General features: G+C 69.3%; 21 protein-coding genes and 2 pseudogenes. 9 read left to right on the top strand and 14 right to left on the bottom strand.

What is annotated here, in order from left to right:
• Positions 1 to 24 precede the first annotated feature (24 nt).
• The 3 genes from ACFYXA_RS07610 to ACFYXA_RS07600 are packed head-to-tail and all read right to left on the bottom strand — an operon-like array spanning position 25 to position 3,210.
• On the bottom strand, positions 25 to 864 hold the full coding sequence (locus ACFYXA_RS07610) for a carbohydrate ABC transporter permease (protein WP_389031594.1): 840 nt from the start codon (positions 862 to 864) through the stop codon (positions 25 to 27).
• Positions 865 to 892: 28 nt separating this feature from the next.
• Positions 893 to 1,888 (bottom strand): carbohydrate ABC transporter permease, encoded by a 996-nt coding sequence (locus tag ACFYXA_RS07605; protein WP_389029335.1) that lies wholly within the window; start codon positions 1,886 to 1,888, stop codon positions 893 to 895.
• Between the two features lie 5 nt (positions 1,889 to 1,893).
• The gene (locus ACFYXA_RS07600; protein WP_389029331.1) at positions 1,894 to 3,210 is read right to left on the bottom strand and encodes an ABC transporter substrate-binding protein; all 1,317 of its coding nucleotides are present in this window, start codon (positions 3,208 to 3,210) and stop codon (positions 1,894 to 1,896) included.
• A 163-nt stretch (positions 3,211 to 3,373) separates the two neighbouring features.
• On the opposite strand from ACFYXA_RS07600, the gene ACFYXA_RS07595 reads away from it, so the two are divergent.
• The gene (locus ACFYXA_RS07595; RefSeq protein ID WP_352246117.1) at positions 3,374 to 4,660 is read left to right on the top strand and encodes an ROK family transcriptional regulator; all 1,287 of its coding nucleotides are present in this window, start codon (positions 3,374 to 3,376) and stop codon (positions 4,658 to 4,660) included.
• A gap of 342 nt (positions 4,661 to 5,002) precedes the next feature.
• Here ACFYXA_RS07595 and ACFYXA_RS07590 read toward each other — a convergent pair whose 3' ends face one another.
• Positions 5,003 to 6,001, bottom strand: coding sequence for an STM4015 family protein (locus tag ACFYXA_RS07590; protein WP_389029326.1), 999 nt, complete (start codon positions 5,999 to 6,001; stop codon positions 5,003 to 5,005).
• Between the two features lie 371 nt (positions 6,002 to 6,372).
• Here ACFYXA_RS07590 and ACFYXA_RS07585 point away from each other — a divergent pair.
• A pseudogene (locus ACFYXA_RS07585) lies at positions 6,373 to 6,491 on the top strand (IS5/IS1182 family transposase); the annotation flags it as partial.
• A gap of 84 nt (positions 6,492 to 6,575) precedes the next feature.
• Here ACFYXA_RS07585 and ACFYXA_RS07580 read toward each other — a convergent pair.
• Positions 6,576 to 7,970, bottom strand: a complete 1,395-nt coding sequence (locus ACFYXA_RS07580; protein WP_389029323.1) for an acyl-CoA dehydrogenase family protein — start codon at positions 7,968 to 7,970, stop codon at positions 6,576 to 6,578.
• A 228-nt stretch (positions 7,971 to 8,198) separates the two neighbouring features.
• Between ACFYXA_RS07580 and ACFYXA_RS07575 the strand changes: the two genes are divergently transcribed.
• From ACFYXA_RS07575 to ACFYXA_RS07565, 3 genes are read left to right on the top strand one after another with little or no spacing between them, the layout of a single operon-like run.
• Positions 8,199 to 8,885 (top strand): FadR/GntR family transcriptional regulator, encoded by a 687-nt coding sequence (locus ACFYXA_RS07575; RefSeq protein WP_389029320.1) that lies wholly within the window; start codon positions 8,199 to 8,201, stop codon positions 8,883 to 8,885.
• Complete coding sequence (locus tag ACFYXA_RS07570; protein WP_389029317.1) at positions 8,882 to 10,303, top strand: hypothetical protein; 1,422 nt, start codon at positions 8,882 to 8,884, stop codon at positions 10,301 to 10,303. The genes ACFYXA_RS07575 and ACFYXA_RS07570 overlap by 4 nt, the downstream gene beginning before the upstream one ends.
• Positions 10,300 to 12,135 (top strand): GMC family oxidoreductase N-terminal domain-containing protein, encoded by a 1,836-nt coding sequence (locus ACFYXA_RS07565; protein WP_389029314.1) that lies wholly within the window; start codon positions 10,300 to 10,302, stop codon positions 12,133 to 12,135. The genes ACFYXA_RS07570 and ACFYXA_RS07565 overlap by 4 nt, the downstream gene beginning before the upstream one ends.
• A gap of 293 nt (positions 12,136 to 12,428) precedes the next feature.
• Here the strand turns inward: ACFYXA_RS07565 and ACFYXA_RS07560 are convergent, their stop codons facing one another.
• The 3 genes from ACFYXA_RS07560 to ACFYXA_RS07550 all read right to left on the bottom strand — a co-directional run bounded on the left by ACFYXA_RS07560 (position 12,429) and on the right by ACFYXA_RS07550 (position 14,562).
• Positions 12,429 to 13,064, bottom strand: coding sequence for a LysE family translocator (locus ACFYXA_RS07560; RefSeq protein WP_389029311.1), 636 nt, complete (start codon positions 13,062 to 13,064; stop codon positions 12,429 to 12,431).
• Between the two features lie 287 nt (positions 13,065 to 13,351).
• A complete protein-coding gene (locus ACFYXA_RS07555) occupies positions 13,352 to 13,744 on the bottom strand; it encodes a hypothetical protein (RefSeq protein ID WP_389029309.1) in 393 nt (130 codons plus the stop codon).
• Positions 13,745 to 13,986: 242 nt separating this feature from the next.
• Entirely contained in the window at positions 13,987 to 14,562 is a 576-nt protein-coding gene (locus tag ACFYXA_RS07550; RefSeq protein WP_389029306.1) for a CGNR zinc finger domain-containing protein, read from the bottom strand.
• 295 nt (positions 14,563 to 14,857) lie between these two features.
• Here ACFYXA_RS07550 and ACFYXA_RS07545 point away from each other — a divergent pair, with 295 nt between their 5' ends.
• Both ACFYXA_RS07545 and ACFYXA_RS07540 read left to right on the top strand, forming a co-directional pair.
• A complete protein-coding gene (locus tag ACFYXA_RS07545; RefSeq protein WP_352246126.1) occupies positions 14,858 to 15,061 on the top strand; it encodes a ferredoxin in 204 nt (67 codons plus the stop codon).
• A 105-nt stretch (positions 15,062 to 15,166) separates the two neighbouring features.
• Positions 15,167 to 16,075, top strand: a pseudogene (locus ACFYXA_RS07540) (FAD-dependent oxidoreductase); the annotation flags it as partial.
• Between the two features lie 71 nt (positions 16,076 to 16,146).
• Here ACFYXA_RS07540 and ACFYXA_RS07535 read toward each other — a convergent pair.
• From ACFYXA_RS07535 to ACFYXA_RS07510, 6 genes are all read right to left on the bottom strand, one after another.
• Positions 16,147 to 16,353: a hypothetical protein gene (locus ACFYXA_RS07535; RefSeq protein WP_352246127.1), complete on the bottom strand. Its 207-nt coding sequence runs from the start codon at positions 16,351 to 16,353 to the stop codon at positions 16,147 to 16,149.
• Between the two features lie 2 nt (positions 16,354 to 16,355).
• On the bottom strand, positions 16,356 to 16,934 hold the full coding sequence (locus ACFYXA_RS07530; protein ID WP_389029301.1) for a transposase: 579 nt from the start codon (positions 16,932 to 16,934) through the stop codon (positions 16,356 to 16,358).
• Positions 16,935 to 17,203: 269 nt separating this feature from the next.
• The gene (locus ACFYXA_RS07525) at positions 17,204 to 18,487 is read right to left on the bottom strand and encodes a hypothetical protein (RefSeq protein ID WP_389029298.1); all 1,284 of its coding nucleotides are present in this window, start codon (positions 18,485 to 18,487) and stop codon (positions 17,204 to 17,206) included.
• Positions 18,488 to 18,995: 508 nt separating this feature from the next.
• On the bottom strand, positions 18,996 to 19,529 hold the full coding sequence (locus ACFYXA_RS07520; protein ID WP_389029295.1) for a hypothetical protein: 534 nt from the start codon (positions 19,527 to 19,529) through the stop codon (positions 18,996 to 18,998).
• 88 nt (positions 19,530 to 19,617) lie between these two features.
• A complete protein-coding gene (locus ACFYXA_RS07515) occupies positions 19,618 to 20,037 on the bottom strand; it encodes a DUF2690 domain-containing protein (RefSeq protein WP_389029292.1) in 420 nt (139 codons plus the stop codon).
• Positions 20,038 to 20,079: 42 nt separating this feature from the next.
• Positions 20,080 to 20,427, bottom strand: a complete 348-nt coding sequence (locus ACFYXA_RS07510; RefSeq protein ID WP_352246133.1) for a hypothetical protein — start codon at positions 20,425 to 20,427, stop codon at positions 20,080 to 20,082.
• A gap of 279 nt (positions 20,428 to 20,706) precedes the next feature.
• Between ACFYXA_RS07510 and ACFYXA_RS07505 the strand changes: the two genes are divergently transcribed.
• Both ACFYXA_RS07505 and ACFYXA_RS07500 read left to right on the top strand, forming a co-directional pair.
• Positions 20,707 to 21,729: a helix-turn-helix domain-containing protein gene (locus ACFYXA_RS07505; RefSeq protein ID WP_389029288.1), complete on the top strand. Its 1,023-nt coding sequence runs from the start codon at positions 20,707 to 20,709 to the stop codon at positions 21,727 to 21,729.
• 1,651 nt (positions 21,730 to 23,380) lie between these two features.
• Positions 23,381 to 24,607, top strand: coding sequence for a glycoside hydrolase family 64 protein (locus ACFYXA_RS07500; protein WP_352246135.1), 1,227 nt, complete (start codon positions 23,381 to 23,383; stop codon positions 24,605 to 24,607).
• The last annotated feature ends 280 nt before the right edge of the window (positions 24,608 to 24,887 follow it).

The raw sequence follows: 24,887 nt of genomic DNA, 5'->3' as shown, positions 1-24,887 counted from the left end.
CAGAGGCGGAGGTCGCAGAGGCGCTCACTTGACGGCTCCCGCCGTCAGCCCGGCGACGAGATAACGCTGCAGCAGAAGGAATCCGGCGACCACCGGCACGCTGACGACGAGCGAGGCGGCCATGATCTGGTTCCAGTACACGTTGTAGAGGGTTGAGTAGCCCTGAAGTCCGACGGCGAGGGTGCGGGTGTTGTCGTCGGTCATCACCGACGCGAACAGCACCTCGCCCCAGGCGGTCATGAAGGCGTAGACGGCGACCGCGACGATGCCGGGGATCGCGGCCGGTACGACGACCCGCAGGAGCGCGCCGAGGGGCCCGCAGCCGTCCACCATCGCGGCCTCGTCCAGGTCCTTCGGCACGGAGTCGAAGTACCCGATCAGCATCCAGATCGAGAACGGCAGCGAGAAGGTGAGATACGTCAGGATCAGGCCGCCGCGCGAGCCGAACAGGGCGATTCCGGTGGCGTTGCCGATGTTGACGTAGATCAGGAACAGCGGGAGCAGGAAGAGGATGCCGGGGAACATCTGCGTGGACAGCACGGTGACCGTGAAGACCCGCTTGCCGCGCACGTCGTAACGGCTGACGGCGTACGCCGCGAACACCGCGATGACGACCGAGCAGACGGTCGCCGCGCCCGCCACGATCAGCGAGTTCACGAAGTACCGGGCGAGCGGGATCGTCGACCAGATGTCGATGTACGGGCGGATGGTCAGCCGGCTCGGCAGCCAGCGGAACTCGCCCGTGACGTCGGCGAGCGGTTTCAGCGAGCTAGAGACCATGACGTACACCGGCAGGAGCACGAAGCCGGTCAGCAGCGTGAGGAAGATCCGCCGGGACCAGAAGAAGGACCGGGGCGGAGCCATGGGCGACCGGGGCGCCCGAGAGGTGGTGCTAGACATCGGCCGGCTTCCTTCCTCGCGAGGTCAGCAGGAGGTAGACGCCCGTCACCACGAGCAGGAAGAGCAGCAGCAGGACGGACATGGCCGAGCCGGTGCCGAAGTTCCACGTCACGAAGGACGCCTGGTAGACGTGGACGGAGATGAGGTCCGCCGCCTCAGGGGCCGATCTGCCGAACAGGACGTACGGCGTGTTGAAGTCGTTGAACGTCCACAGGAACAGCACCAGGACCAGGACCTGGTTGACCGGGCGCAGGGACGGCACAGTGATGCGGCGGATCTGCTGCCACATGCCGGCGCCGTCGAGGGCGGCCGCCTCGTACAGCTCGCCGGGGATGTTCTGCAGGCCGGCCATGATGACGAGGAAGGCGAAGGGCCAGCCCTTCCACACGGACACGGTGAGCAGCGCGTAGAAGCTGTTGTCGCCGATGAGCCAGAAGGACGGCTTGTCGGTGAGAGCGAGCTGGTCGTGCAGGACGTGGTTCACCAGGCCGTTGTCGTGCTGGAACATGAACACCCAGGTGATGACGGCCGCGTAGACGGGCAGCGCGTACGGGATGAGGAACAGCGTCCGCAGCAGGCCGCGGCCGCGGAAGGCGTCCTGCAGGTAGATCGCCGCTGCCGTGCCGATCAGCCAGCACAGGCCGACCGACAGCAGCGTGAAGGCGACGGTCACCAGGAAGGAGTGCAGCAGGGCCTCGCCGACGGGAGCGTCGAAGTCCACCGACACCTTGTAGTTGGCGATGCCGGACCAGGGCGCGGCGCCCCAGTCACGGATGTAGAACTGCGTGAGCTCCTTGAAGCTCATCATGATGCCGATGACCATCGGCACCAGGTGGACCAGGAGTTCGAGGAGCAGAGCGGGCAGCAGGAGCAGGTAGGGCAGTGCGATGCGGCGGATCCTTCCGGGGCGGCGGCGGGGACCTGGGTGCTGCGCCGCCCCGGAGGGGTTCTTGTGCACGGCAGCCTCTGCGGGTGCGGTGGTGGTCATCGTGCTCACTTCGCCGGCATCTGCTGCTGGGCCTTCTCCAGCGCCGCCTTCACCGAGGAGGCGGTGATCGCACGTCCGGCGGCCGCGTCGGCGAACAGGTCCTTGACCGCGGTACCGACCGCGGTCTCGAACTGGGATTCGTCGGCGACCTGCGGCAGTGCGATCGCGCTGGTGGCGAGGGTGTCCTTCAGCACCTTGTCGGCTCCGGTGCTGAAGGCGGGGTCCGCCTGGGCGGCCTTGACCGGCGGTATGGAGCTGTACGCCGTGTTGAGGATCTTCTGCTCGGCGTCGCTGGTCATGAACTTCACGAACTTCGTTGCGCCCTCGAGGTTGTCGGTGTTCTTGAAGACGGCCAGGTTGATGCCGGCGACCATCGAGTTGACCTGGGCGCCGACGCCGGGGGCGCCGGACTGCACCGGGACGGGCGCGATGCCGTACTCGTCCTCGCTCATGCCCTGGGACGTGAGGTTGGCGGCCGCCGACTGCCACAGCAGCATGGCGGTCTTGCCCTGGGCGAAGTCGCTCACCGACTGGTTCTGCGCGTACTCGGCGTTGCCGGTTGGGATGACCTTGTCCTTGGCCATCAGATCGACGTACTGCTTGACCGCCGCCACCACGTTGTCGCTGGTGAAGTCGGGCTTGCCGTCGGCGGTGAAGAAGTCGGCGCCGTGCTGCCGGGCGAAGACGAAGACGTGGTGGACGTTCTCCGACGGGTTCGAGCCCTCGGCGCCGAGCGCCGACTTGCCCTTCGCCTGGATCTTCTTGCCGTCGGCGACCAGCTCGGCCCACGTCGCCGGCGGCTTGGAGATGCCGGCGTCGGCGAAGATCTCCTTGTTGTAGTAGAGGGCGTAGGACATGGAGTACAGCGGTACGGCGGCCGGGTCCTGGCCTTGGGCGCCGGTGGAGCCGAGCGCGGAGTCGACGAAGCGGTCCTTGCCGCCGATCTTCGCGAAGTTCTTCGCGTCCCAGGGCAGCAGCGCGCCTGTGGCCTGCAGGGAGGCGCTCCAGGTGTTGCCGATGTTCAGGACGTCGGGGCCCTGGCCGGAGGTGGCGGCGGTGAGGATCCGGTTCAGCAGGTCCGACCACGGCACGACCTCGAGCTCGACCTTGATGCCGGTCTGCTTCTCGAACTTGTCGAGTTCGGGCTGGAGGACCTTCTTGTCCACCTCGACGCTGGCGCCCTGGTTGGACGCCCAGTAGGTCAGCGTCTTCGGCGAGTCGTTGGAGCCGCCCCCCGTCGACGAGCCGCCGCCGCAGGCGGTCACGGCGGTCAGCAGACAGACGGTGACCGCACCAGCGGCCGCGGCTCGGGTTCTGCGCATGGCTCAGGCGTCCCTTTCCGGAAGACGGACCCAGGATCGGGTTCACCGCGAACCGCGCCCATGGGATAATTCACGGCGTGATTTAAGCCGGGGGGGTAAAGTCCCGTCAAGGGATCGCGCATCGGTATCTTGCACAGCGACTCAGGGCCGGAAGGAGACCCACATGGCGGGGCGGAGCGGGCGGACGGTGCGTGACCTGCGGCGGGGCAACCGCACCGTCGTACTGCAACGGCTGTACTTCGACGGGCCCATGAGCCGCTTCGAGCTGGGCCCGGCCACCGGACTGAGCGCGGGCTCCATCAGCAACGTGGTCGCCGAGCTGGTCGCCGACGGCCTGGTCGAGGAGGCCGGCAGCGTCGAGTCCGACGGCGGCCGCCCCCGCATCCTGCTGCGCGTCGCCCCAGCCAGCGGCCACATGATCGGCGTCGACGTCGGCGAGACCCGCGTACGCGTCGAGCTCTTCGACCTCACCCTGACCGAGCTCGCCCGCGCCGAACGTCCCTTGGAGCATCACGGCTACGACGTCGAGGTCATCGTCGGCCACATCCGCGACGGCGTCGCCGAGGTCCTCTCCCAGACGGGCCTCGCCCTCGAACGGCTGCTGGGCGTGGGCATCGGCGTGCCCGGCATAGTGGCTCGCACCGACCAGGGGGCCGTGGTCCACGGCCCCACGATCGGCTGGGACGCCGTCGCGCTCGAATCACTGCTGCGCTCGACGTGCGACCTGCCCGAGTCCGTCCCGTACTTCATCGACAACGGCGCCCGCACGCTCGGCCAGGCCGAGATGTGGTTCGGCGCCGGGCGCGGCGCCCACAACGCCGTCGTCGCCCTCTTCGGCTCCGGCGTCAACGCCTGCCTCGTCACACCCGAGGTGGAGCACGGCCGCTCCCTGGAGTGGGGTCATGTGACCGTCCAAGTCAGGGGACGCCGCTGCCGCTGCGGCGCCCGGGGCTGCCTGGAGGCGTACGTGGGCGCGCAGGCGCTCCTCGACCGCTGGCGCGAGGGCGGCGGACGCCCGCCTAAGGGCACGGACGAAGAAACCGCGCTGACCGCGATGATCGCCGCGGCCTACCCGCCCGAAGGCTCCGACGCCGACCCGGTGGCAGTCTCCGTGCTGCAGGAGTCCGCCGAGTACGTGGGCGCCGGCCTGTCCGACCTGATCAACTTCTTCCAGCCCGAACGCATCCTCATCGGCGGCTGGGCAGGCCTGCAGCTCGGCACCCGGTTCCTGCCCGACGTACGCCGGTACGCCGCCGCGTACGCCCTGGGCTACCCCGCCGAACGCGTCTGCATCGACCTCGGCAGACTGGGGCCGGACGCGGTCACGGTCGGCGCCGCGATCCTGCCCCTCGCCGATTTCTTCGCCCGGGGCGGGCAGCGCACCGAGCCCGTGAGCGAGGGACCGGCACCGGCCTGGCTCACGGCGCTGGAGGAACGGACCCCGCGCTGACAGCACCTGCTGCGAAGAGGAGGCAGCGCAAGACGGGGCCCCACCCATTGTCTGAGCGTGGAGCGCCTGCCGTCATCGCCGCAGCCCGGCCTGACCAGCGGTCACAGCTCCTTCGCGTACGTGTCCTGGCACACCGCCCTCCCTGCGAACACGTTCAGGCCGACGGGTCCGCTCGTGTGCGTGTTGACGCTCGGAGGGGGGCTTGTTGGGGGTCGCGGGCTTGCTGGCCTGGTGTGGTGCACGCCTCCGTAGGGGCGGCCCGTCTCCTGGCGTGCCCGGACTGGCCGGAACGCCAGGGCGACGCCGGACGGATCCGGGCCAGTAATGCGCCCGGCAGGATGGTCAGTAAGTGAGCGGGCCCACACTGATGCTGGGTACCGGCATGCCGTTCTCGTCCTCGTCCGCGTCGGCGTCGGACGGGTCGAGGTCGACTTCGACGCCGGCCGGTTCGAGCGCGTCCCGGACACGCTGTCTCATCGGCTCGCTCAGGTAGTTGTGGTGCAGGTCGAGTTTCCTGAGATGGGTCAGCGGCTGCCCGCTGAGCAGCGCCTCGGCGCCGGTATCGGTCAGTGTGCCGAGCGACAGGTCGAGCACGTCGAGGTTGGCGACGACGGGCGCGGCCCCCATGGCCGCCGCGACCGCGTCCTGCATCTCGCTGTTACGCAGGGCGAGGCTCCGCAGCCGCGGCAGTCGGTTTCCGGACAGGATCCCCGCGAGGTCGGCGATCTCGCCGTCGCCTCCGTCCTCGCGCGCCCCCAGCCACAGTTCGAGATGCTCCAGCGCGGGCAGCTCGCTCTCGCCCACCCCGCGCAGGACGTGGCCGCGCAGCCCCGCGCTCTCGACGACGAGCCTGCGGAGCGCGTCGTGGCGTATGCGGGGGAACCTGAGCGGGTGCAGCCCTTTCATGTCGTAGGACTCGCCGGCCCGGACCGAGAACTCCTCCAGGGCCGGATAGCTCGCGAGCAGCGGCGTGACGTCGGTCTGGCCGATCCGGGCGATCCGGCACTCCTCGTCGGTGATGTCGCCGAAATAGAGGGATCGCAGCCCGGTCAGCCGGTCCCGCGCGCCCAGGAACGCCTCCATGACCTCGTCGGGTTCGGTGTCCTCCGGGTCTCCCCAGATGCCGATGATCAGCGCGCGGATGCGCGCGCTGTCCACGGCCGCGCACAGCCGCTCGAAGGTGTCCTTCCACCGCTCGCCGGTGGTCCATCGGTCGTATCCGATCCGCCAGGCCACGGCGTCGGCCTCGGGCAGCACGACGCCGGCCGCGTCCCGCTCCTCGGGGAACGTGAAGGCGGGGAGCCCGTAGAGCTCGGTGAGGTGCTCGTCCTTGGTTCGCATGTGCCTGCCTGCTCCCGCCGTACGAGGTATCCGGCGCGTCCAGCGCCCTTGATCTGCACGGCAGTTCTACCAGCCGCAAGTGACAACGCCGAGGCTCACCCTTCCGGGGCGCCGGTCGGCCCTGGGGCTCTACGGTGTCTGCTTCGAGCTGCGCATGCAGGCACGCGAGCAGGACGCCCCTGCAGAGCTGTCAGCCTGTCACCGTCGCCAGCACGGTCGGGCCTGTGCTCGTCTGGAAGGAGTCTGACCCGAAAGCAACGTGAAATTCGATGAGTACGACTGTGATGCGTCCAGGTCACGCTGGCTGATGGAGTCAGCGTACGGCCTGGCGGGCGGCGCGGTCGGGGGCGAGCTGGGGGAAGTGTGTGCCTGAGCACGGCGTCATCGACACCCTCGCCGAAGCCGGCATCCCGTGCTGGGCGGACAAGGGATACCGAGGCGCCGGGAGCATGGTCCGGCTCCCTACTGGGGCCGCTGGGACACTCCTTCCATAGTCCGGAATAGAGGCCCAAGGACGCCGCCGGTAGACATAGCTCTCGACGTTCCCAGAAGCCTCCTCCTGTCCGGCAAGTCCTCAGAGCATCGCGGAGGGTGCTTCGTTGATGCCGAGGAGAAGCACGCCGTAATCCTCTTCGACGACGTGGGAGGTGAACTGGACGTGCCGCGACCCCACTGCGAAGTCCCGCCAGTACCGCTGCAATGGGTTGGAGCTTTCCAGACCGGTGGATCCGTGCAGGTCCAGCAAGTCCTCCAGTGCGCTACGACATTCCCGCACAGCGGCGATCAGATCCATTCGGAGCCGCGCACGCTCTTCGGCCGCAAGCACCTCACCGGGCTGCGTGGCGTCGACTGCGGCGGCGATCCCGAGCATGCGCCGCTCAGCGGTGTCGATCTTGTGCGCGGCGACGGCGAGGTTCCTCCGGGCACCGGGAGAGTCGGCCAGCGTGGGGTGGGCGGGGTTCGGTGACGTTCGCTTGGCAAGGACATCGACCACGATGTCGAGGGCGCCGCGTGCGGAACCCCACAGGGGAGCGAACAGCCCGACCGCTATCGCGATGTTGGACAGCGCAGCGGCGATCCGGGGCAAGTCGAGCCGATGAGAATCGGGGATCCACACGTCGTCGCCGACGAGAGTATGGCTTCCGGTGCCGCACAGTCCCGCCATGTGCCAGTCTCGGTCGATGGTCAGGTCCCGGGTGCGGGCGAACACCGCAGCCGGCTGCGGCGGGCGGTCACCCTCCCCAGGCAGTTGCACGGAAAGTATCGCCCATTCGGCGAGTTCACATCCCGAAGCGTACGACCATCGGCCGCAGATGCGCAGCCCGCCGGGCTCACGGACGGCCGTCCCCGGCCGAGCAGACGAGCACACTACGCTGTCGACATCGCGAAACGCATCCGCGTATGCTTCGTCTGACGTACCGATCTGCAACACCCGCTTCGCTTCGAGGTTCGTGGCCGCGACCCAGGCCGTCGACGGGCAGCCCCGTCCGAGCTCGGCCAGGAACCGGACCCTCGTGCTGAGATCGGCCTCGATCCCTCCATCGGATCGGCGGACGCCTAAGGCGAATGCGCCCGCAGCCCGAGCAGCGGCGGCACTCACGCCGGTGATCCGCCGATCTCGCTCGGTCGCTGCGGCTTCGACCGCTGCTTGCTTCGCCGCCGTACGAGCGGCATCGAGCAAGGGGACGGACGCGCCGTCGGTACTTTTGGTCGTCATGCGCCAGGCAACGTTCCATGATCTACATCTATTCCTCAGGTAGCGCCGGCTGCCGGCGCGCGAGCGGTCGGCCTGCTCACCAAGCAGTACGTGCTGCGCGGACTCCGTGCGCCCGGCGGCGGCAATGTCTACGGCGTCTCCGCCGAACCCCGCCCCACGCCCTCTGATCAGCGGCGCCCAGGATCCTGGACCTCCGCCGTCGGGAACCCAGACGTCGATCCTCGCTTCCGTCGGCTTCGACGACAGGTTCACTGTGTCGAACTGATCGTTTGGAGGGCCCACACCGCACTGCGTCAGACCGGACGGCGCCGAGTGCCACCCCCCGCCCGCGGCTGTGATGCTCAAGCAGCCGTGCCAGTGGCGAGGTGGGGGAGTGGCGGATCACTGGGCGGAGAACGGGACTTGGGCGTGCCGGACCCGTTGACTGCGCGCACGCTTGTTGGTTGAGTGGCTCATCCACTGAGCCACTGGGAGGACGGCGTGGAGGCACTGCCCCGCGAAACGATCGTCGATGTTCTGGAGAACCGACTGCGTGAGGACATCCTCAGCGGACGCCACCCGGTCGGCGCTTACCTGCCGCCCGAGCGCACGCTCGCCGACGGATACAGCGTCACCCGCACCACCCTCAAGCACGCCTTCGGACGGCTCATGCAGGCCGGCTTGCTGGAGACCCGGCACGGTGTCGGCACCCGCGTGCGCGACTACCTCCGCCTCGGGGGAGCCGACCTGCTGCCGATGCTCGTACGGCACAGCCCCGACTGGATCGGTGAGATCTTCGAAGTGCGGTGCAGTATCGGAGCGCTGATCGCCGAGCGTGCCGCGGCCCGGGCGACCGACCGGCAACGAACCGAGCTGCGCACGCTGCTGACGGCCGTGGGGGACGCGCCGGACGCCGACGCCGTGCAGCTCGCGGACATCGAGGTGCACCGGGCCCTGGCCCGCGCCACGGGCAACCGCGTCTATGTCCTGCTGACCAACACCCTCTTCAACGCCTACCTGCCGGTACGCGCCGCACTCAGGGCGCCGTTCACGGATGCCCAGGTGGCATGCGAGCGGCTCGAGCCGGTGGTCGACGCGGTGGTGGACGGTGACGAGGCGGGCGCCCGACGGGCCGCCGAGGGGTATCTGGCGGCGACCGAGCGGATCATGCTGGAGAGCCTGGCATGAGCGTGGACACCGCCCCCGCGGCGGCCGCTCGTGGCACCGTCTTCCGCGAGACGATGCTCGGCACACTGCAGCTCGACGCAGAGGAGCGCACGCGCCGCGTCCGCCTCGATCTGACGGTCACCGCCGACCGCCTCCTGCGGCTGTCCGGCACGACCGAGGCCCGTGCCGCCGGCCGGATGCGGATCGCCGGGTGGGCCGACGATCCTCGCGCCGAAGGCGAGTTGGAGATATCACCGTGGGCGCGACGCCGTATCCGCTACCGCATCACGTTCACCGCCGGCGGCCGCCGGTTGACTCTCGACGGCTGGAAGGCCGTCACCTGGCGCAGGCCCGTCGCCTCGATGACCGTGCTGCCCTACACCCTCTGGGAGGACGGCGCGCGGATCGGCACCGGCACCCTGCGGTTCTCGCTTCCTGCACAACTCCTGCCGTTCCTCGCGAGTTTCCGTTTCCCGCGGCAGGAGAACCCCGATGCCCACCTTTCGCCACGGTGGCGCGGCGAGCCGGGCCGTACCGAGGTCTGGTACACCACCGTCACCGACCCGGCCACCGGCACCGGCCTGTGGCTGCACCACGAACTGATCGCCCCCGCCGACGGATCCGAACCTTACGGACACGGCTGGGCCGCTGTGTTCCTCAAGGACGGACCCGTGCGCCACGCTCGCTTCGGTCCCGCCCCGTGGACTCGCGGCGAGTCCGGCTTCAGCGGGGGCGGGGCAACGGTCCGGCCCGGCCGCCTGACCGGCTCGGCCGAGGACGGAGCCCTGCGCTGGGACCTCGCCGAACGTCCCGAGGACCAGCCCCTGTTCACCTTCCCCCGCTGGTCCTGGCGCCGGCCGCTGCTGCCCGCCGCCCAGATGCTCCCGGCCGCGCGGGCCTTCTACGACGGCACCGTCACCCATGACGGCAGCACGCTCAAGCTCACCGCCGCGCCCGGCGCGTCGGCCCGGATCTACGGCCACGGCAACGCCCGCCGCTGGGCCTGGCTGCACGCCGACCTGGGCGGCGGGGACGTCCTGGAGATCGTCGCCGCCGTCTCCACGCGCCCGGGGCTGCGCAGGCTTCCGCCCCTGGTCTTCCTGCGGTTGCGCCGGCACGGCCGCACCTGGCCCCGCCGCCCCGAGCGGTCGGCCCTCGGGTGGGCGGGAGCGGGCCGCTTCCGGGCCGACATCGCTCTCCCCACATGGACGGTCATCGGCCGCTGCGGTCTGCGCCGGATCCGGGTGGAGGTCACCCAGCCTCCGGACCGCTCCCTCGTCCTGGACTACACCGACCCCGACGGCGGGCATGCGACGTGCCGCAACAGCGAACGCGCCGACGCCCACGTCCTTGTCGAGCGGTGGTGTTTCGGGGGCTGGCGCCCCGAGGCCGCCTGGACGCTGGACGGCACGGCCCACGCGGAGGTGGGCACCCGATGAGCCTCGACGGCCTGGTGGCCGCCCTCCTCGCCGACGACGACACCGCCGACTGGCCCCGGCGCGTTCCCGCCCGACTGGACGCGCTCCTCGCCACGATGCCGCTCGCCGCCCGCGTCGGCCTGCGCGCGGCGGCGCACGGGATCGACGCCTACGCCACGGCGCGTACCGGACGCACCCTGGCCGCGCTCACTGCGGGCGAACGCGAGTCCGTACTGGGCGAACTGGCCGCACGGCCCGCACTCCTCCCGCTCCTGGACCTGATCAAAGTCCCCGTCCTCCTGTCGGCCGGGACGGAGCTGATGCTCCAGGACGGCGGCTCGGCGCCACACACACTCCTGCGAAAGGATCCGCCGCTCGACCTGACTCCCGCCCACGCCTGGCCCGCCCGCTCCACCGCCGACGCCGTGGTGATCGGCTCCGGCGCCGGCGGGGCGATGGCCGCGCGAACCCTGGCACGGGCCGGGCTGGACGTCGTCGTCCTGGAAGAGGGCCAGCACCATTCGACCGAGTCGTTCGGTCGGCGCCCGCCCCTGGAGCGGTTCACCGACCTCTACCGGGACGGCGGAGCCACGGTCGCGGTGGGCACACCGCCCCTGCTGCTGCCGGTGGGCCGAGCCGTCGGCGGCACCACGGTCGTCAACTCCGGTACCTCCTACCGCACTCCGGTCCACGTCCTGTCCCAGTGGAGCAAGGGCTTCGGCTTCACCCTCGCCGACGGCTTCGACCGGCATCTGGATGAGGTGGAACGCACCCTGCGCGTCGCCACCCAGCCCTTGGACGTGCTCGGCGGCAACGGCTGGGTTGCGCTGGCCGGTGCCCGTGAACTGGGATGGCAGGCTGCACCCCTGCGGCGCAACGCCCCCGGCTGCCAGGGCTCCTGCCAGTGTGTGGTGGGCTGTCCCACCGGGGCCAAGCAGAGCGTGCAGCTCTCCGTGCTGCCCGACGCCTGCACGGCGGGAGCCCGCATCGTCACCGGCGCGCGGGTGGAACGCGTCCTTGTCGACTCGGACCGGCCCGGAGGCCCGCGTGCCTCAGGCGTGCGCGTACGCCGGTCCGACGGCGGCTTCGAGATCCTCGCCCCTCTGGTCGTCGTAGCGGCGGGCGCGCTGCAGTCCCCGCCGCTGCTGCGGCGCTCCGGCCTCGGTGGCCATCCGCGCCTCGGCCGCAACCTCAGCGTCCACCCGGCGACGAGCGTCGCGGGCCGCTTCGCGGATCCGGTCACCGCCTGGGAAGGGGTGCTGCAGAGCGTCGGAGTGGAAGAGCACCACAGCGACGGAGTCCTCATCGAGGCCACCGCCACCCCGCCCGGCATGGGCTCCTTCGTCCTTCCCGGACTGGGCGGCGAGCTGCGGCGTGAGCTGGAGGGTGCCGACCGGCTCGCCACGCTCGGCGCGATGATCGCCGACCGTCCCTCCGGCCGTGTCCTCGGCCGCGACCGCACGCTCCTGCGCTACGACGTCGACCGCCGCGACGCGAGCCGGCTGATCCGGGCCGTGCGCGCCATGGGCGAGCTGCTGTTCGCTGCGGGCGCTGAGGAAGTGCTCACCGGAATACCCCGTGCCCCTCGCGTGCGAGACCTCGCCGAACTGGACGCCGTACTGGCCGGCACGAGCGCCCGGCAGCTGCACCTCTCGGCCTACCACCCCACCGGCACGGTCGCGGCGGGTGCGAGCTCCCAGCACTTCCCGGCCGACCCGGTGGGCCAGCTCCGCGGGGTACGGGGAGTGCTGATCGCGGACGCCTCGGTCCTTCCCAGCTGCCCCCAGGTGAACCCGCAGTTGAGCATCATGGCGGCGGCACTGGCGATCACGGAAGAGCACCTGCGCGGCTGAGCCCCAGGAGGAAGCAGTTGCCGGTACCTGGCCGCCCTGCCCTTCATCCTGAGACACATTACGGTCCAGTGACCCCGCCTCGGCACACTCGCAGCCATCGATCACAGATAACCGCAACCGCAGGGCTGCCCATAGCCCCCTCGGGCCCCTGCCGAGAAAGGCAGCCCCACAGCCGGCGCCGGGCAGCGCGGCGGCCGGCGGCGCCCCCGGCGTCGAAAGCCGTACATCCCTGAAGGCAGCCGGCCTGCCTCTCACGGCGGCTGACACAATGAGCCGTCACCGCGCCGCCCCCGCTACGCGACCGTACGGGTCACCACGATTTCGCCGCAGATCGTCACCGCGAGGACCACATAAACGGCGCACGCGATGTAGTTCAGGACAGCCGTCGCCTTTGTCGCGCCGACGAGGCGCGCCTGGAAGAATCCCGCCAGCACTCCGATGCCTCCGTAGAGAATGATCTCCATCAGAATGTCGATGGCACCGAGTATCGCCATCTGTACCTCAGGGTTCTCCGCGCTTCCTATGAACTGAGGAAGTATCGCGATGAAGAACAGGATGATCTTCGGGTTCGTCAGGCTGACGAGCATGCCCCGCACATACCATCGACCCGTCTCGATATCGCTGTGCCCATGGAGTGCACGACGCGCATTGCGCAGCGTGCCGTAGGCCACCCACAGCAGATACACGGCACCCAGGATGCGCACCGTATCGAATATCAACGGGTGTGATTCGGCGATCCTGCCGATTCCGGCGACGGCGGCCGCGGCGTACACGCTCATGCCCGTTCCGATGCCGAGAATGGCCTTCAGCGCGGCCCGGCGGCCGCCTTCGAGGCCCACGGCGAGCATGTAGGCCATATCAGGCCCGGGCGGGCCCAGGAAGAGCAGGATCACCGCGATGTAGCTCGGCAGTACCGTCAGATCCACCATCGTCACCGACCTCCGGTCCAGGCGTGGTGCGGGAGGACTTCGCAGGGCTGTTGGTGACCGCTCCCCCCGCTGGATCACCGTGGCCGGCGGCCGGGTCACCTGTGCTGGCCTTGGTGGATGTCATGAGATCTCCGAGTCGACACAGAACCACCTATGGCGGTTCTACCATGCTTGCACTTCATGAAGCAACCGGCTGAGGTGGTTCCATCTCGTGATGCAAGGTCCGGAAGCACGCGGAGCTCCTGGTGAGCACGATCGGGTACCCATCCACCAGGAACTCCGTCGTTTCAGTTCAGGCCCGCCGGGTGAAGGTGATCGGCAGCTTGTTCGCACCGGTGCTTCGGAATCAGGCAGTGTGAGGCCGTCGTGCCCATCGGCGGGGCGGACTGCCAGACGCTCTCGAACAGGGCGTAGAGCGATGAGACCACGCCTGCCGTCCGCAGGACCACGGCGCCGGCGGCGGTGTCGTCGCTGTCGACGGCGACGACGGCGATCCTCCGGTCGCAGATGATCATGCGGTTCGGCAACGAGGGGACGGTACGTATCCGCCCGCCGAGCGCGGCCAGCCGATCGGTGTGGGCCACAGTGGCGGGGTCGTTACGGGCGCTGTCCAGATACAGCGTGCGCAGCCGCACATTGCGATCCAGCAGGCCCTCGGCGAGCGGCCGCGAACTGCGCACATTGGCCGCCGTCTGGGCGCCCCCGGGGCGAATGTCGGCAGCTCGTCCTCGACCTCGCCGTACAGGGTCGCCATATAGTCGCGGACGCGCTCGACCCCGTTGAGGCGGTACAACTCGTCCCGGTCGTCCTGGGTGAACTCCGATCCGGTCGGCGGTGCCGCCGGTCGGTGGGCGGCGGCGACCCGGCCGAAGGCGATCGCACCGTCAGCGCCGCAGAGACTGCGGCGTATAAGGGAGGGTGGTCAGCCGGCAAGGCTGGAGTTCTTGCGCTTGTTGGCGAGGAAGCGCGCCTTCTTCTCACGATTGCCGCAGGTGTTCATGTCGCACCACTTGCGGGTGGAGCCCCGGCTGGTGTCGAAGAACGCGGCTCGGCACGTGGGTGATGCGCACAGGGAAATCTTTCCTTCTCGTTCTCCCGCCAGGAGACGGATCGCGTCCGCGGCGATCACGCTGAGTGCGTCCTCCACAGAGGCGGAACCCAGGCGCCACTCCCTACCGCCCTCGGCCGTCAGGACCGCCGAGGCCAGGCCGTGAGCACTGCAGTCATTGATGACCTGGACGGCCGAGGGGGGCAGCGGGTCCTGCTTCGCCACGGCGGTGGCGGCTGCGTGAATCGCTTCCCGCAGTTTTCGGGCGTGGTCGAGCTGGGACGGGGTGCAGGAATCGACCTCGAGCCCATGGATCGCCAGCCAGTCCACGAGCCGGGACGGCACCGGAATACGCTCCGCCGCCTCGCCGTACCGCTCCGACAGGGTCCCCGTGAAGTTAGTCGCCAGCACCTTGCCGAGACGGAACTCAGGGAAATACACGACAACCATGGAACCAACTTAGGTGGTTACGACAGCTGACACAAGCATGACGGAACCTGGTGAACCGGTTCCTCGGCGGGTCGGTGACCTCGTGGCACCCTCCAAAGCCGGCATCGGGTACCCGGCTCCCCGTTGCGGCAACCCGGCTCGGCATGATCCTTGGCCGGCACACGCCGAGGCCTGAACAGGCCGCGGCCGATTCAGGCCACCCGTCGCTTCTTCCTCGGCCACGCCCAGGCTCATAGGCTCGTGATCAATCGAGACGATCCAGCGAAATCGCGAGCGCGATGAAGGAGCAGGGATCATGAAGATTTTCGTTGACACGATCAAGTGCCAGAACCATGGACACTGCGCCATCTCGGCTCCGACCAACTTCGAGCTCGACGGCAACGGGGAGCTGCAATACCAGGAATCGTTCGACGAGGAAAACCTCGACGACATCGAGGATGCGATCGACTCCTGCCCTCTGCAGGCGATCCACCTGAACCGCGAGACCGCGGATGACTGACGGCGAGCCGGTCGTCGGAATAGTCGGTTCCGGCATCGCTGGGCTGCGGGCGGCCAACGCGATACTCAAAAGCAAGGCTGACGCAAGGATCGTCATCTTCGGAGACGAGATCGCGAGAACTACGCATACGACCGCCTGGTGATTGCCACGGGAGTGCGCCCGCGCACCTCGGTCGAGAGTGGCAGGCAGTGCAGTTCTCACATGCATGGGACCCTGCGCGATCTGGACGATGCGCAACACGTCCACGAAGAACTGCGGAAGGCCGAGAAGGTCACGATAGTGGCTGCCGGCTTCGTCGCTTGCGAACTTGCTTCGCTGGACACGGAGTACGGCTGTGAAGTGCTCATGCTGGAAGTGTTTCGCAGCGGGCCGCTCGAGAGCCTTCTGGGTGGGCCTGTCTCACATGCGCTCAGGCGCTGGATCATTCAGCATGGTGTCAGGTTTGTGACAGGCGATTCCGCGCGGGAGTTGCTCTGCGGCCGCGGCCCCGAGGCGTCGGATCGCTCTCTTTACGTGGAAGCGATCGGAAGTGTTCCCAACGTCGAATGGCTGCACGGGAACGGTCTGGATCTATCCGACGGGGTGCGGGTCGACGCATACATGCGCGTGCCGGACTGCGCGGACGTCTTCGCGGCCGGGGACATCGCTCGCTACCCAGCCCCGTGGACGGCCGGCAGCCATACGCGTATGGAGTTCTGGAAGAACGCGATCGACACCGGCGATCTCGCGGGCAGATCCCTGGTGTCCTCTCTGGGGCACGAGGCGAGGACCTCCCGGATCGGATACTTCCCCAGCATGGCCACCGAAGTGTTCGGGCTGCGCATCCAGATCGCCGGCAACCCGAGGACGGCCGACTCCACGGAGATCGTGTGCGGAGACCTGGATCAGCCGGACCAGGGGGTGCTCGTCCGGTTCCTCCGCGGCAGTGTGGCGGTCGGGGCCGCCTATATGGACAAGGGCGCTCGTTTCAACGGCATATACATCAAGCTTCTGCAGTCGCTGAAATCGCGCTGAAGCGACTCGGCTGGAGGTTCGAGGGAACCGGCGAGGACGCCGAACAGCGAGGGGATCTGCCCGGACACGAGTCAGAACTGCAGAATCGGATCGTCGTCGAAGTGCCCCACCAGCTGGTTGTCCAGCAGTTCCTTGGTGATCGATTCGATGCCGGTTTCGATGGCTTCCTGGGCGGCCTGGCAGATCAGGCAGGACAGTGCTTTCATGTAGCCGCCGGTGCGCCGGTGCAGGTGGGTGGCGACCCCTGTCATGTCGTCGGTGCGCCCGACGATCTCCAAGGTCAGGGCGAGTTTGTCCCGGCACCAGCCGACGAGGCCGCCGGTGTAGCCGCCGTCGGCCCAGACGAGGGTGATGTCGCGGTGCAGGCGGCGCAGCCCCGGGTCAGCAGGCCCGCCGCGGCGTCCCGGTCGCCGATGTTCGCGGCGGTGACCGCGACGACCAGGAGCAGACGGTGAGTGTCGGTCACGATGTGGCGTTTGCGGACCGGTACCTTCTCCCGCCGTCGTAGCCGCGTGAGGCGGCCGGCACCGCCGCGGCGGCCCGCATCGACTGCGCGTCGACGATCCCGGCCGTGGGCTCGGCCCTCGCGGCCCTCGCGCTCACGGACCTTCCTGCGCAGCCGGTCGTGGAATTCGGCAACCATCCCGTGCTCGCGCCAGCGGCGGAAGAAGGCGTAAACCCGGCCCCAGCCGGGGAAGTCCGCAGGCATCGCCCGCCACGAGATCCCGCCCGCGACCAGGTAACGGATCGCGTCCAGCGGCTGCCGGTGACAGTAGCTCTCGGGCCGTCCGCCACGCCCCTGAAGCCAGGCCGGCACCGGCAGCAACGGCCGGATGGCCGTCCACTCCGCGTCCGTCATGTCCGACGGATACCGCCGCACCTGATCGGGGTGATCGGCCGCATTGCCGTACACGTGCGCGAGGCAATCGCACGACACTGCAGGCGAGTTGAAGTCAACGGGCTCGGCGCGTACAACAACGACAACAGGGCCTCCGGGAACCGCTCGGAATGGGGTCGCACCCCCGAGCTACCAGGAGGCCCTGCCTTCATGCGCGTACCGGCTGAAGATCACCCGACCAGGAACTCCGTTCGATCTGCACGTTCCAAGATCGGTTGAGATACGACTTCTCAGAACCCCTCGCCCATCTGCACATAAGCACGCAGCGAACTGGCGGTGCCCGCCGCCCTGAGCAGGTCGTCATCGTGGGAGGTGACCAGGGCCCGGACACCGCTGTCGGCCCAGGCACACATGCCGACGGTCTGTTCCCGGATGGACAGCGCCTGGCACTTGAAGAGCACGGGGTGCTTCTCATCGCTGCCGTCCCGCAGGACGATCAACTGCGGCTCCTTCACCACCTTCGCCCCTGGCGCCCCGGCGGCCGTCTCCAGCATGTGGTTCCGGGCCCGCCGCGGGTCCTCGATCCGGCCGTAAGCCCCGTCCAGAGTCACCCAGAGGTCAGACGAGGCTCCCGCCGCCTCCGCCGAGTAGAAGGCGGACACCTCCGTCACCCTCTCGTGGCCCGGATCCGGCGCCGTGGCGATGGCCGGGACATAGTCCGGCCGCTTCTCCTCCAGAATCCGGGAGGTGTCCCAGATCGCTTCGGGCGTCTCGAGGACGGGCGGGCCGGCCGGATACCCCCGGACGACGGTCTTCGCACCGAGCAGTGGGCCGTGCACCATGCTCCAGGTGCCCAGCCCCGCGCAGAGGACAGCCGCGGTGCACGACGCCCACACCGTCCGGCGTGCACGGGCGCGGGTCAGAAACAGTGCGAGAACCGTGAGAACAACGAAACCGCCGGCCACGCCGAGCAGCGCGGCACCGACGGTCTCCCGGCGCGCTCGACTGTCCTCCGTCTCGCCCTCCTCCCGGGGCGCCGGGGCGGTGACGAGGAAGCCCGCCGAGTCGTCCCGCCGGTTCGTCTTCTCGTCCGGTGCCAGCCGGGGGAAGAAATCGATGCGGCCCTCGTGGGCGATGAAGGCTTTGTCGACGCGGATCGTCAGCGCGACCACGGTGTCGCATCTGATGTGCTGACGTCCCGGATCACTTGTGCTCTTCACCACGCGGCAGCTCTCGTGCTCGCCGAGGCCGACGGGTGAGATGTTCAAGGGCAGGTCATACTCGAGCATCATGCCCGCCCCGACAGGCGCACCCTCCGGCACATGGACACGCGAACCGTCCGGCCGGCTGGTGAAGACCTCGGGCCGCACGGCGACGGTCCCGCCCACGTCACTGGTGAGGTAGCGCTGCTCCAGTGAGATCCCGTAGTCGGGTCCGGCGGGCTCCGCCGCCGCGGGACCCGCCGCTCCCAAGATGGCCAGGACCACCGCCGCGGCAACCGCGAGTGGCGCGCCCATGGCACGCTTCGGCGTCGGCCTGCGGCGTCGCTTGCGGTCGGTGCGGAGAGTGAACATCCCGGGCCCTTCTCCAGGTTAAGGCGTTACGCCCATCAGACCCTCAGCCGAGCCGCAGAGTTGTACCGGCACCGGCAGCAGCGGCCGGATGGCCACCCACTCCGCATCCGTCATGTCCGACGGATACCGGCGCTGCCGCCCGGGCCAGTCGGCTGCGTTGCCCTACACGTGCGCGAGGCAATCACACGATGGATCAGCCGAGTTGGACTGCGCGGCCATCGACACGAATGACTGCGGCACAGGGACCTCCCGTTGCCTTGCGGCCGATGTCACCCGCCCTCGATCGCGGGCCCCGGACACGATGCCCGGCCGGTCAGTCTGCCCTGTCGGCAGGAACCGTGCGGAGGGCAGGGGAACAGAGGGCGGGGGTGTAGGGGCCGAAAGGGGCCGGGGCGCAGGGGCCGGGCGCAGGCGCGGCAGGGCGGAGCGGAGAGCCGCCCCCCGGAGCCCGGGGTGGGCCGGGGAGCGGGAGGCCGCCTCGGTGTCGCGGCCACGGAGGACTTCCGGCTCAGACGCCGCCCTTCTTCCAGCCCGACCAGCTGCCGCTCGTGGCCCTGGTGTTGTGCCACCAGCTGCCGTCCGTGCCCACGCACGCGACGCTGATCGACCACCCACTGCTCGCGGCGTCCATGCCGTAGTCGGGGTTGCACACTCCGCCCATGTCCAGCCAGCCGCTGGTCCCCGAAGCGGAGGCCCAGCGCGTGAACACGTGCCGGTTGGTGCCGATGACGAACACCTGGATGTATCCGTCCGGCTTCTTCCAGGCGACGAAGTGAAGACCCGATCCCTGGCAGAAGAAGCTGCCTCCCCAGTTGCCGAAGTGGCAGTAGCCGCCGCTCATGTAGACGCCCCCGGGGTCCGGACCGACCGCGGGTGCGGCGACGCCCGGCGCCTGGCCGCTCCGCGCGGCGATCGGGGCCGCCGGCACGGAGCCGTGCGCCGTGGCGCTCTGCGCCGGTGTGACGGCCCCGAGCAGCAGGCCGGCTGCCGCCATGCCCGTCGTCATCGATGCGAGGGCGAACTTCCTGATCGTCTTCCTCACTGTTCCCTCCCCTTAGTGTGGTGGCTCCGCAGTGGTGACGGCTGGCGCCGGCCGTCGTGACCCGGGCAGGCGCGCATGAGCGCCTCCGTCAGTACCAGCCGGTGCATGCGGTGAAGTCGGAGCCGCCGTTCGGGGCGTAGCAGGCGCGAGCCTGGACGCCCCTGTCGTTGACCATCAGTGTGAAGACGTCCCTGCCGGTGCTGACGAACTGGCTGTCGTACCGGCCCTGGGTGTTCTCCACGAACGCCTCGGCCCCCACGCGGGAGTTGCGTACGCGGCCCCAGGCCGCGCGGCACGTGGCGCTGTACCGCAGTTCCACAATCGTGCCGTCCGGGGCGGATTTCGAACGGGCGGTGATGGCGTCGCCATTGCAGCCCGTGGTGGTGGGGCTCTTGTGGTGACAGCCATCGGCGTAGCAGGTGGCGGCGTGGGCGCTGGGTGCCGCGGCGACGATTCCCGCCAGGGACAGGCCGACGGCGGCCAGCGTCCCCACGAGCCGGTGCGTCATGTGTCGGTTCGCCTTCAAGGAGTCCCTCCCGGTTTGAGCGGATCAGTCACTGATGCGGACGGTCCTCGGCTCCGTACACCCGCCCACGGGGTACGAGCACAGTTTCATGGTGATGCGACCCGTTTCGCGCATGTCGTAGTCGCACCACTTCGGCACGTCGAGAGCGGTGCCCGTGCACTTTCCCGTCCGTCCGTAGTCGGTGGACCAGAACATGGTGCTGTAGCCGCTTTCGAAGTGCTCAACCCAGACCTTGTCCCCGTTGCTGACGAATCCGCCGTCGGCGTATCCGGTGCTCAGTACGAGGTCCTCGGCGGAGGCGCTACCGCTCATGGCCAGGCCCAGCGTGAGGGCCGCGGCCGACGCGGTCAGCCACCGTGTGCATGACTTCAACGTCGTCCTACTCCTTCGGCTCGGACACCGCGTGATCGACGGGTGGGCATGGCCCGCGGAACCCCTCGACGTGGTGTCACCGTCCGGTGCCGGCGGATCGGCCGGCGGGTGTTCCAGAGACTGGCGACCGCCCGCAGTCCGCAGCAACAACAGCGGGCCGTCCCGGACAGCGACAACATGTCCGGGCTGGTCAGAGCCCTGTCCGGCTGTGTCTCGGACAGCAGGGCATGGCCGAATCCACCGTTGTCCCGTGGCTTGCGACCGCAGCAGGATGACTTCATGGGGAACCCGGGGGAGCCATCGCCCGACGAGGCCCGGGACGCCGCCGACTTCGTCAAGGCGTTGCAGCGGCTCAAGGAGCGCTCGGGGCTGACGTATCGCGAACTGGAGCGGCGGGCGCACCGCAACGGTGACGTGCTGGCGCGCAGCACGCTGGCCGACATCCTCAGACGCACGAGCCTGCCGCGGGCCGACGTCCTGGCCGCGTTCGTCCGCGCCTGCGGGGAGGGCCGGCGGCTCGGTGCCTGGCTGCACGCCCGGGAGCGGATCGCGGCGGACGCCACCGCCACCGCCCCGCCTCCCGGCCCAGCTTCCCACCTGGCTTCGGGCACGTCTTCCGGTCTGGCTCCGGATACGGCTTCCGGCCCGGCTGAAGTGACGGCGCTGCGCCCCGGACTCGAGGCCGATGAGACGACGGCCGGGGTTCTGCCAGTCGCCGGTGCCGGCAGGGTCGCACGGTCACGCCGGCGCAGGGCCCGTACGCTCGCACTGGCGGCCGGAGCCGTGACCGCGCTCCTCGCCGCAGTCGCCTGGGTGCTGCTCCCCGGCGGCTCCGCCGGTCCGGGAACGCAGGCCCCCGTCGACGGCTGGGTCACCATCCGACCCGCCCGTACGACCGAACTGTGCCTGACCGACGGACGCGACCGCGACGGCGCCTATGCCAGTGCCGTCGCCGTCCAGCTCGCCTGCTCCCGGGCCGCCGTGCCGCGCACCTACCTGGAGCCCGCCGGCGAAGGCCTGTACCGCATCCAGTGGCACCACCCGCAGCAGGGCAAGGGATGCCTCACCGTCATCGGCACGGGCCCGGTGCGGGGAATGCTGGAGCCCCGCAACGACTGCGCTCGGGCCACCTTGTTCCGGCTGGAACGCACCCCCTCCGGCAGCGAGAGCTACCGGATCCGCCCGTCGGACAGCAGCAGGTGCGTCGGCATCGCCGGCGACGACACCGCCGAGGGGGCCGAGGCCACCGAGGAACGCTGCACCGACGCGGCCGACCAGCGGTTCGTCATACGCCCCACCTGACCGCACGGACATCCCGGGGACGGGACGCGAACACGCCCCGGCGCTGTCCCGCAGCGCGAGAATCCGTCCGAGGCGCGATCTGCCTCAGGGGGTGGTCATACCGTGAGGTGGGTGAACGCCGAGGATGGGGTCGCTGGACGGTGGCATGGAGGGGCGCTCTGTCAGCTCCGGCGACGCGGGTTTTCGGCTGCTTCCGCTGCACGGCACTCGGGGTGCCCGGCGGCGGCGCGCTGAGGGGTGAGTCTCCATCGTGGTCCGACTCCACGCGTGTATCGCTGTTCCGCTCGTCGAGGGCGCCACGATCGTGATGCCTGCTGCGGCCAACAGAATGACTGTGGCCGCCGCCCACGCCATGGAACGGCTCCACAGCCGGGTATCGCCCTTCTTCGTCGCGGGCCGCCGGAGAACGGGTGCCGCCGCCCGGCGGGGCGCAGGACTTCGGATGGGCGGTTGCGCCGCGCAGCGAGGTAGTCGCCGGCCCGCCAGTCCAATACAGCTTCGGAGAGGAGCAGGGGCAGTTGTTGCGGTGAGTGGTCCAGCTGGTCCAGCGCATGCCGGCAGTGGGAGCACTGGCGGCTGTGCGGCGCAGGTCAGGGAGGTGGTCCAGGTGGCTTGTGCGGGTGACGGCCTTGATGAGCCGGTTGTAACGGCGGCAGAGTGCGTCGGTGGCAAGGGTGAGGTGGGCCTGAACGCAGGACGCGCAGGAGCGTCAGCGCACGGTCGAGCTCGTGGTCAGCGCGCTCCCTGTCAAGGCCCACCAAGGCGGCAGGCCCACTGATGTCCTCGCCTTCCACCACTGTGTGCCACAACAGGCACTGGGCGAGCTCCGGCAACTGGTGAAAGGCACGGCTCAGCAGACGGCGGCTGTCCGGCGGATGGATCCCATGCGCGGGGTGCGGATGGTTTCCGCCTGTGCGCAGGCCCGGGTGCAACGACTGGGCCCTACCGGTGGCGTCCCACTCGAGCGCGATGCGCATGACGGAGTTCAGCAGCGCTGGCCGCCAGCCGTACACGGGGCCCGACCTGCGGTTGGCGCTGCCGAAATTTCGCATGAAGGCGACTGCGGCGAGGATTGCGGCATCGCAGGCGGAGCAAATGACCACTTCGCGACGTCTGTCAGGGATTCCTCAAGCGCTCCTCGCGCTCCGCAGAGGTGCATCTGAGAGAACTACTGACAAGTAATCCAAGCGCTTCCTTCGCCGTGCGGCCGAATTGTTATCGGCAGCCCTATACCTGTTTGAGCAACGCGCAAGGGCGTCTCTTCCGTTGGACTGACGCTGCCGCAAAAAGAGCAGGAAAGACGGATGTCGAAGCGTCTCTGCGCCCCCACCCCGGAGATCGCCGTGTACTACGTCATCGAACCGTGGCGGCCTCTACCGCCTGGCAGGGCCTCAACCGCGGCCAGGGCGCCACCTTCCCTGCCGGCATGCAGGTCGACGTGGACGCCTGCAGGGCCCGCCGGCAAAGGTCCGCTCCATGCCTCGCACGGGTGCGAAGGCTACGGCCGTCTACCGCAAGCCTGCTGAATCCCGCCGTCAACTTGTGAAGACATCGCAGTTCTGAGAGCGCTCTCAACGCGATGTATTGACGGGCCCTGCAGACGCCAGGAGAGTGTGCGCCACTCCACTCCCCACACCGGCAGGAGTCCGCCATGCCCGAGTTCGAGCCAGGCCGCTTCACCCGTCGTGCGTTCCTCGCAGGCACCGCCGCCGTCGCGGCCACGGCCGCCGTGAGTTCCGCCTCCGCTGCGGCCGCAGCCGCAACATGTGAACTTGCCCTGGAGAACCGGTCGCTGCCCGGTACCGTCCACGCTTACGTCACCGGACTGGAGCAGGGCACCGGCCGCTGGCTGCTGCTGCGTCCGGGCGGCGGTGTGTACCGCCCGGAATCCCCTTCCCGCCCGCTGACGCCGCTGCCCGTCGACTGCGCCATCCCCCTGCGCGCGGCGGGCGCAGGGCCGGTTGTCCTGACGCTGCCACAGATGTACGGCGCCCGCGTCTACTTCGTGCGCAACGACAAGCTGGACTTCTTCCTGAACCCCGGCCCCGCGCTGGTGGAACCCTCCTTCGCGACGCCAGCGGACCCCAACTTCAACCGCGTGTGGTCCTTCGCCGAGTTCACGTTCAACCCCTCACAGCTGTACGCCAACATCAGCTACGTCGACCTCGTGACAGCGCTGCCCATCGGCCTCACCCTCAGGGGCAACGCCACGCACACCGTCGCTCCGCTTCCGTCCGGCGCGCTCCAGCGGATATCTGACGGGCTGGTCGCACAGGCGGCACGTGACGGGCAGCCCTGGGACAAACTGGTCATCCGCTCCAACGGCTCCGTGCTGCGAGTGATCTCCCCGCAGAACCACATGGCGCCCTACTTCGACCGACCCGACCAGATGCCCTTCCGCAACGCCTTCAGCGGCTACATCGACCGCGTCTGGCAGAAGTACCGCACCGCCGACCTGCGCATCGACTTGCAGGGCGGGCGCGGCGTACGCACCGGACGGGTCAACGGCGACGTGCTGACCTTCACCGGGGGCCACACCTTCACCAAGCCGACCTCCAAGGACGTCTTCACCTGCAATCACGGCCCCTTCGCCAACAACCCCGCCGACTCGGACGACCGGAAGGCACTTCTGGCCCGGCTGGCGGCCGGCTTCAACCGCTCCACTCTCCTGACCCACCCCGATCAGCCGAACGGCCCGACGCCGTCCGACTACTACCGCGACTCCTCCACGAACCACTGGGCCCGCCTGGTCCATGAACACACCCCGATTGGTTACGCCTTCCCCTACGATGACGTGCGCCCGGACGGGCGCCCCGACGTCTCGGGCGCGGCCCACGACCCGAACCCACGGCGCTTCACCCTGTCTGTCGGCTCTTGAAGGCTGTTGCCGGAGGCCCTGATCAGCGCATTTTTCCTGTGGCGTGAGGGGCGACGGCGTGTGGGTGGTAGACGTTCACCGACGCCCGGTCGATCAGTTCGGGCGGCTGCGTAGGCGGTCCGAGAACATGGCGGGGAGGGCTCGGGTGGGGCCAGCTCGGACAGGTCTGCCTGGCTGTCTTCGACGGCGGTGCGGAACGGGGGCGGGATCGACCTGAAGGCCTGATGGCCCGGCACTGCCCGGTCGATCACCTTGACGGAAGACTGCCACCCCCTTCGCG

It is taken from the genome of Streptomyces sp. NPDC002566 (assembly GCF_042889585.1).
Taxonomy (GTDB): Bacteria; Actinomycetota; Actinomycetes; order Streptomycetales; family Streptomycetaceae; genus Streptomyces.
The sequence above is the reverse complement of the archived record's forward strand: the minus strand, read 5'-3'. Positions and strand labels throughout refer to the sequence as shown.

Bases quoted from the DNA above. Each gene is read 5' to 3' on its own strand.
- ACFYXA_RS07560 (WP_389029311.1), bottom strand. From the start codon at position 13,064: ATGGTGGATCTGACGGTACTGCCGAGCTACATCGCGGTGATCCTGCTC.
- ACFYXA_RS07550 (WP_389029306.1), bottom strand. From the start codon at position 14,562: ATGGTTGTCGTGTATTTCCCTGAGTTCCGTCTCGGCAAGGTGCTGGCG.
- ACFYXA_RS07605 (WP_389029335.1), bottom strand. From the start codon at position 1,888: ATGACCACCACCGCACCCGCAGAGGCTGCCGTGCACAAGAACCCCTCC.
- ACFYXA_RS07515 (WP_389029292.1), bottom strand. From the start codon at position 20,037: ATGACGCACCGGCTCGTGGGGACGCTGGCCGCCGTCGGCCTGTCCCTG.
- ACFYXA_RS07565 (WP_389029314.1), top strand. From the start codon at position 10,300: ATGAGCCTCGACGGCCTGGTGGCCGCCCTCCTCGCCGACGACGACACC.
- ACFYXA_RS07500 (WP_352246135.1), top strand. From the start codon at position 23,381: ATGCCCGAGTTCGAGCCAGGCCGCTTCACCCGTCGTGCGTTCCTCGCA.
- ACFYXA_RS07590 (WP_389029326.1), bottom strand. From the start codon at position 6,001: ATGCGAACCAAGGACGAGCACCTCACCGAGCTCTACGGGCTCCCCGCC.
- ACFYXA_RS07530 (WP_389029301.1), bottom strand. From the start codon at position 16,934: ATGACGGACGCGGAGTGGACGGCCATCCGGCCGTTGCTGCCGGTGCCG.
- ACFYXA_RS07610 (WP_389031594.1), bottom strand. From the start codon at position 864: ATGGCTCCGCCCCGGTCCTTCTTCTGGTCCCGGCGGATCTTCCTCACG.
- ACFYXA_RS07570 (WP_389029317.1), top strand. From the start codon at position 8,882: ATGAGCGTGGACACCGCCCCCGCGGCGGCCGCTCGTGGCACCGTCTTC.
- ACFYXA_RS07545 (WP_352246126.1), top strand. From the start codon at position 14,858: ATGAAGATTTTCGTTGACACGATCAAGTGCCAGAACCATGGACACTGC.
- ACFYXA_RS07595 (WP_352246117.1), top strand. From the start codon at position 3,374: ATGGCGGGGCGGAGCGGGCGGACGGTGCGTGACCTGCGGCGGGGCAAC.
- ACFYXA_RS07600 (WP_389029331.1), bottom strand. From the start codon at position 3,210: ATGCGCAGAACCCGAGCCGCGGCCGCTGGTGCGGTCACCGTCTGTCTG.
- ACFYXA_RS07505 (WP_389029288.1), top strand. From the start codon at position 20,707: ATGGGGAACCCGGGGGAGCCATCGCCCGACGAGGCCCGGGACGCCGCC.
- ACFYXA_RS07525 (WP_389029298.1), bottom strand. From the start codon at position 18,487: ATGTTCACTCTCCGCACCGACCGCAAGCGACGCCGCAGGCCGACGCCG.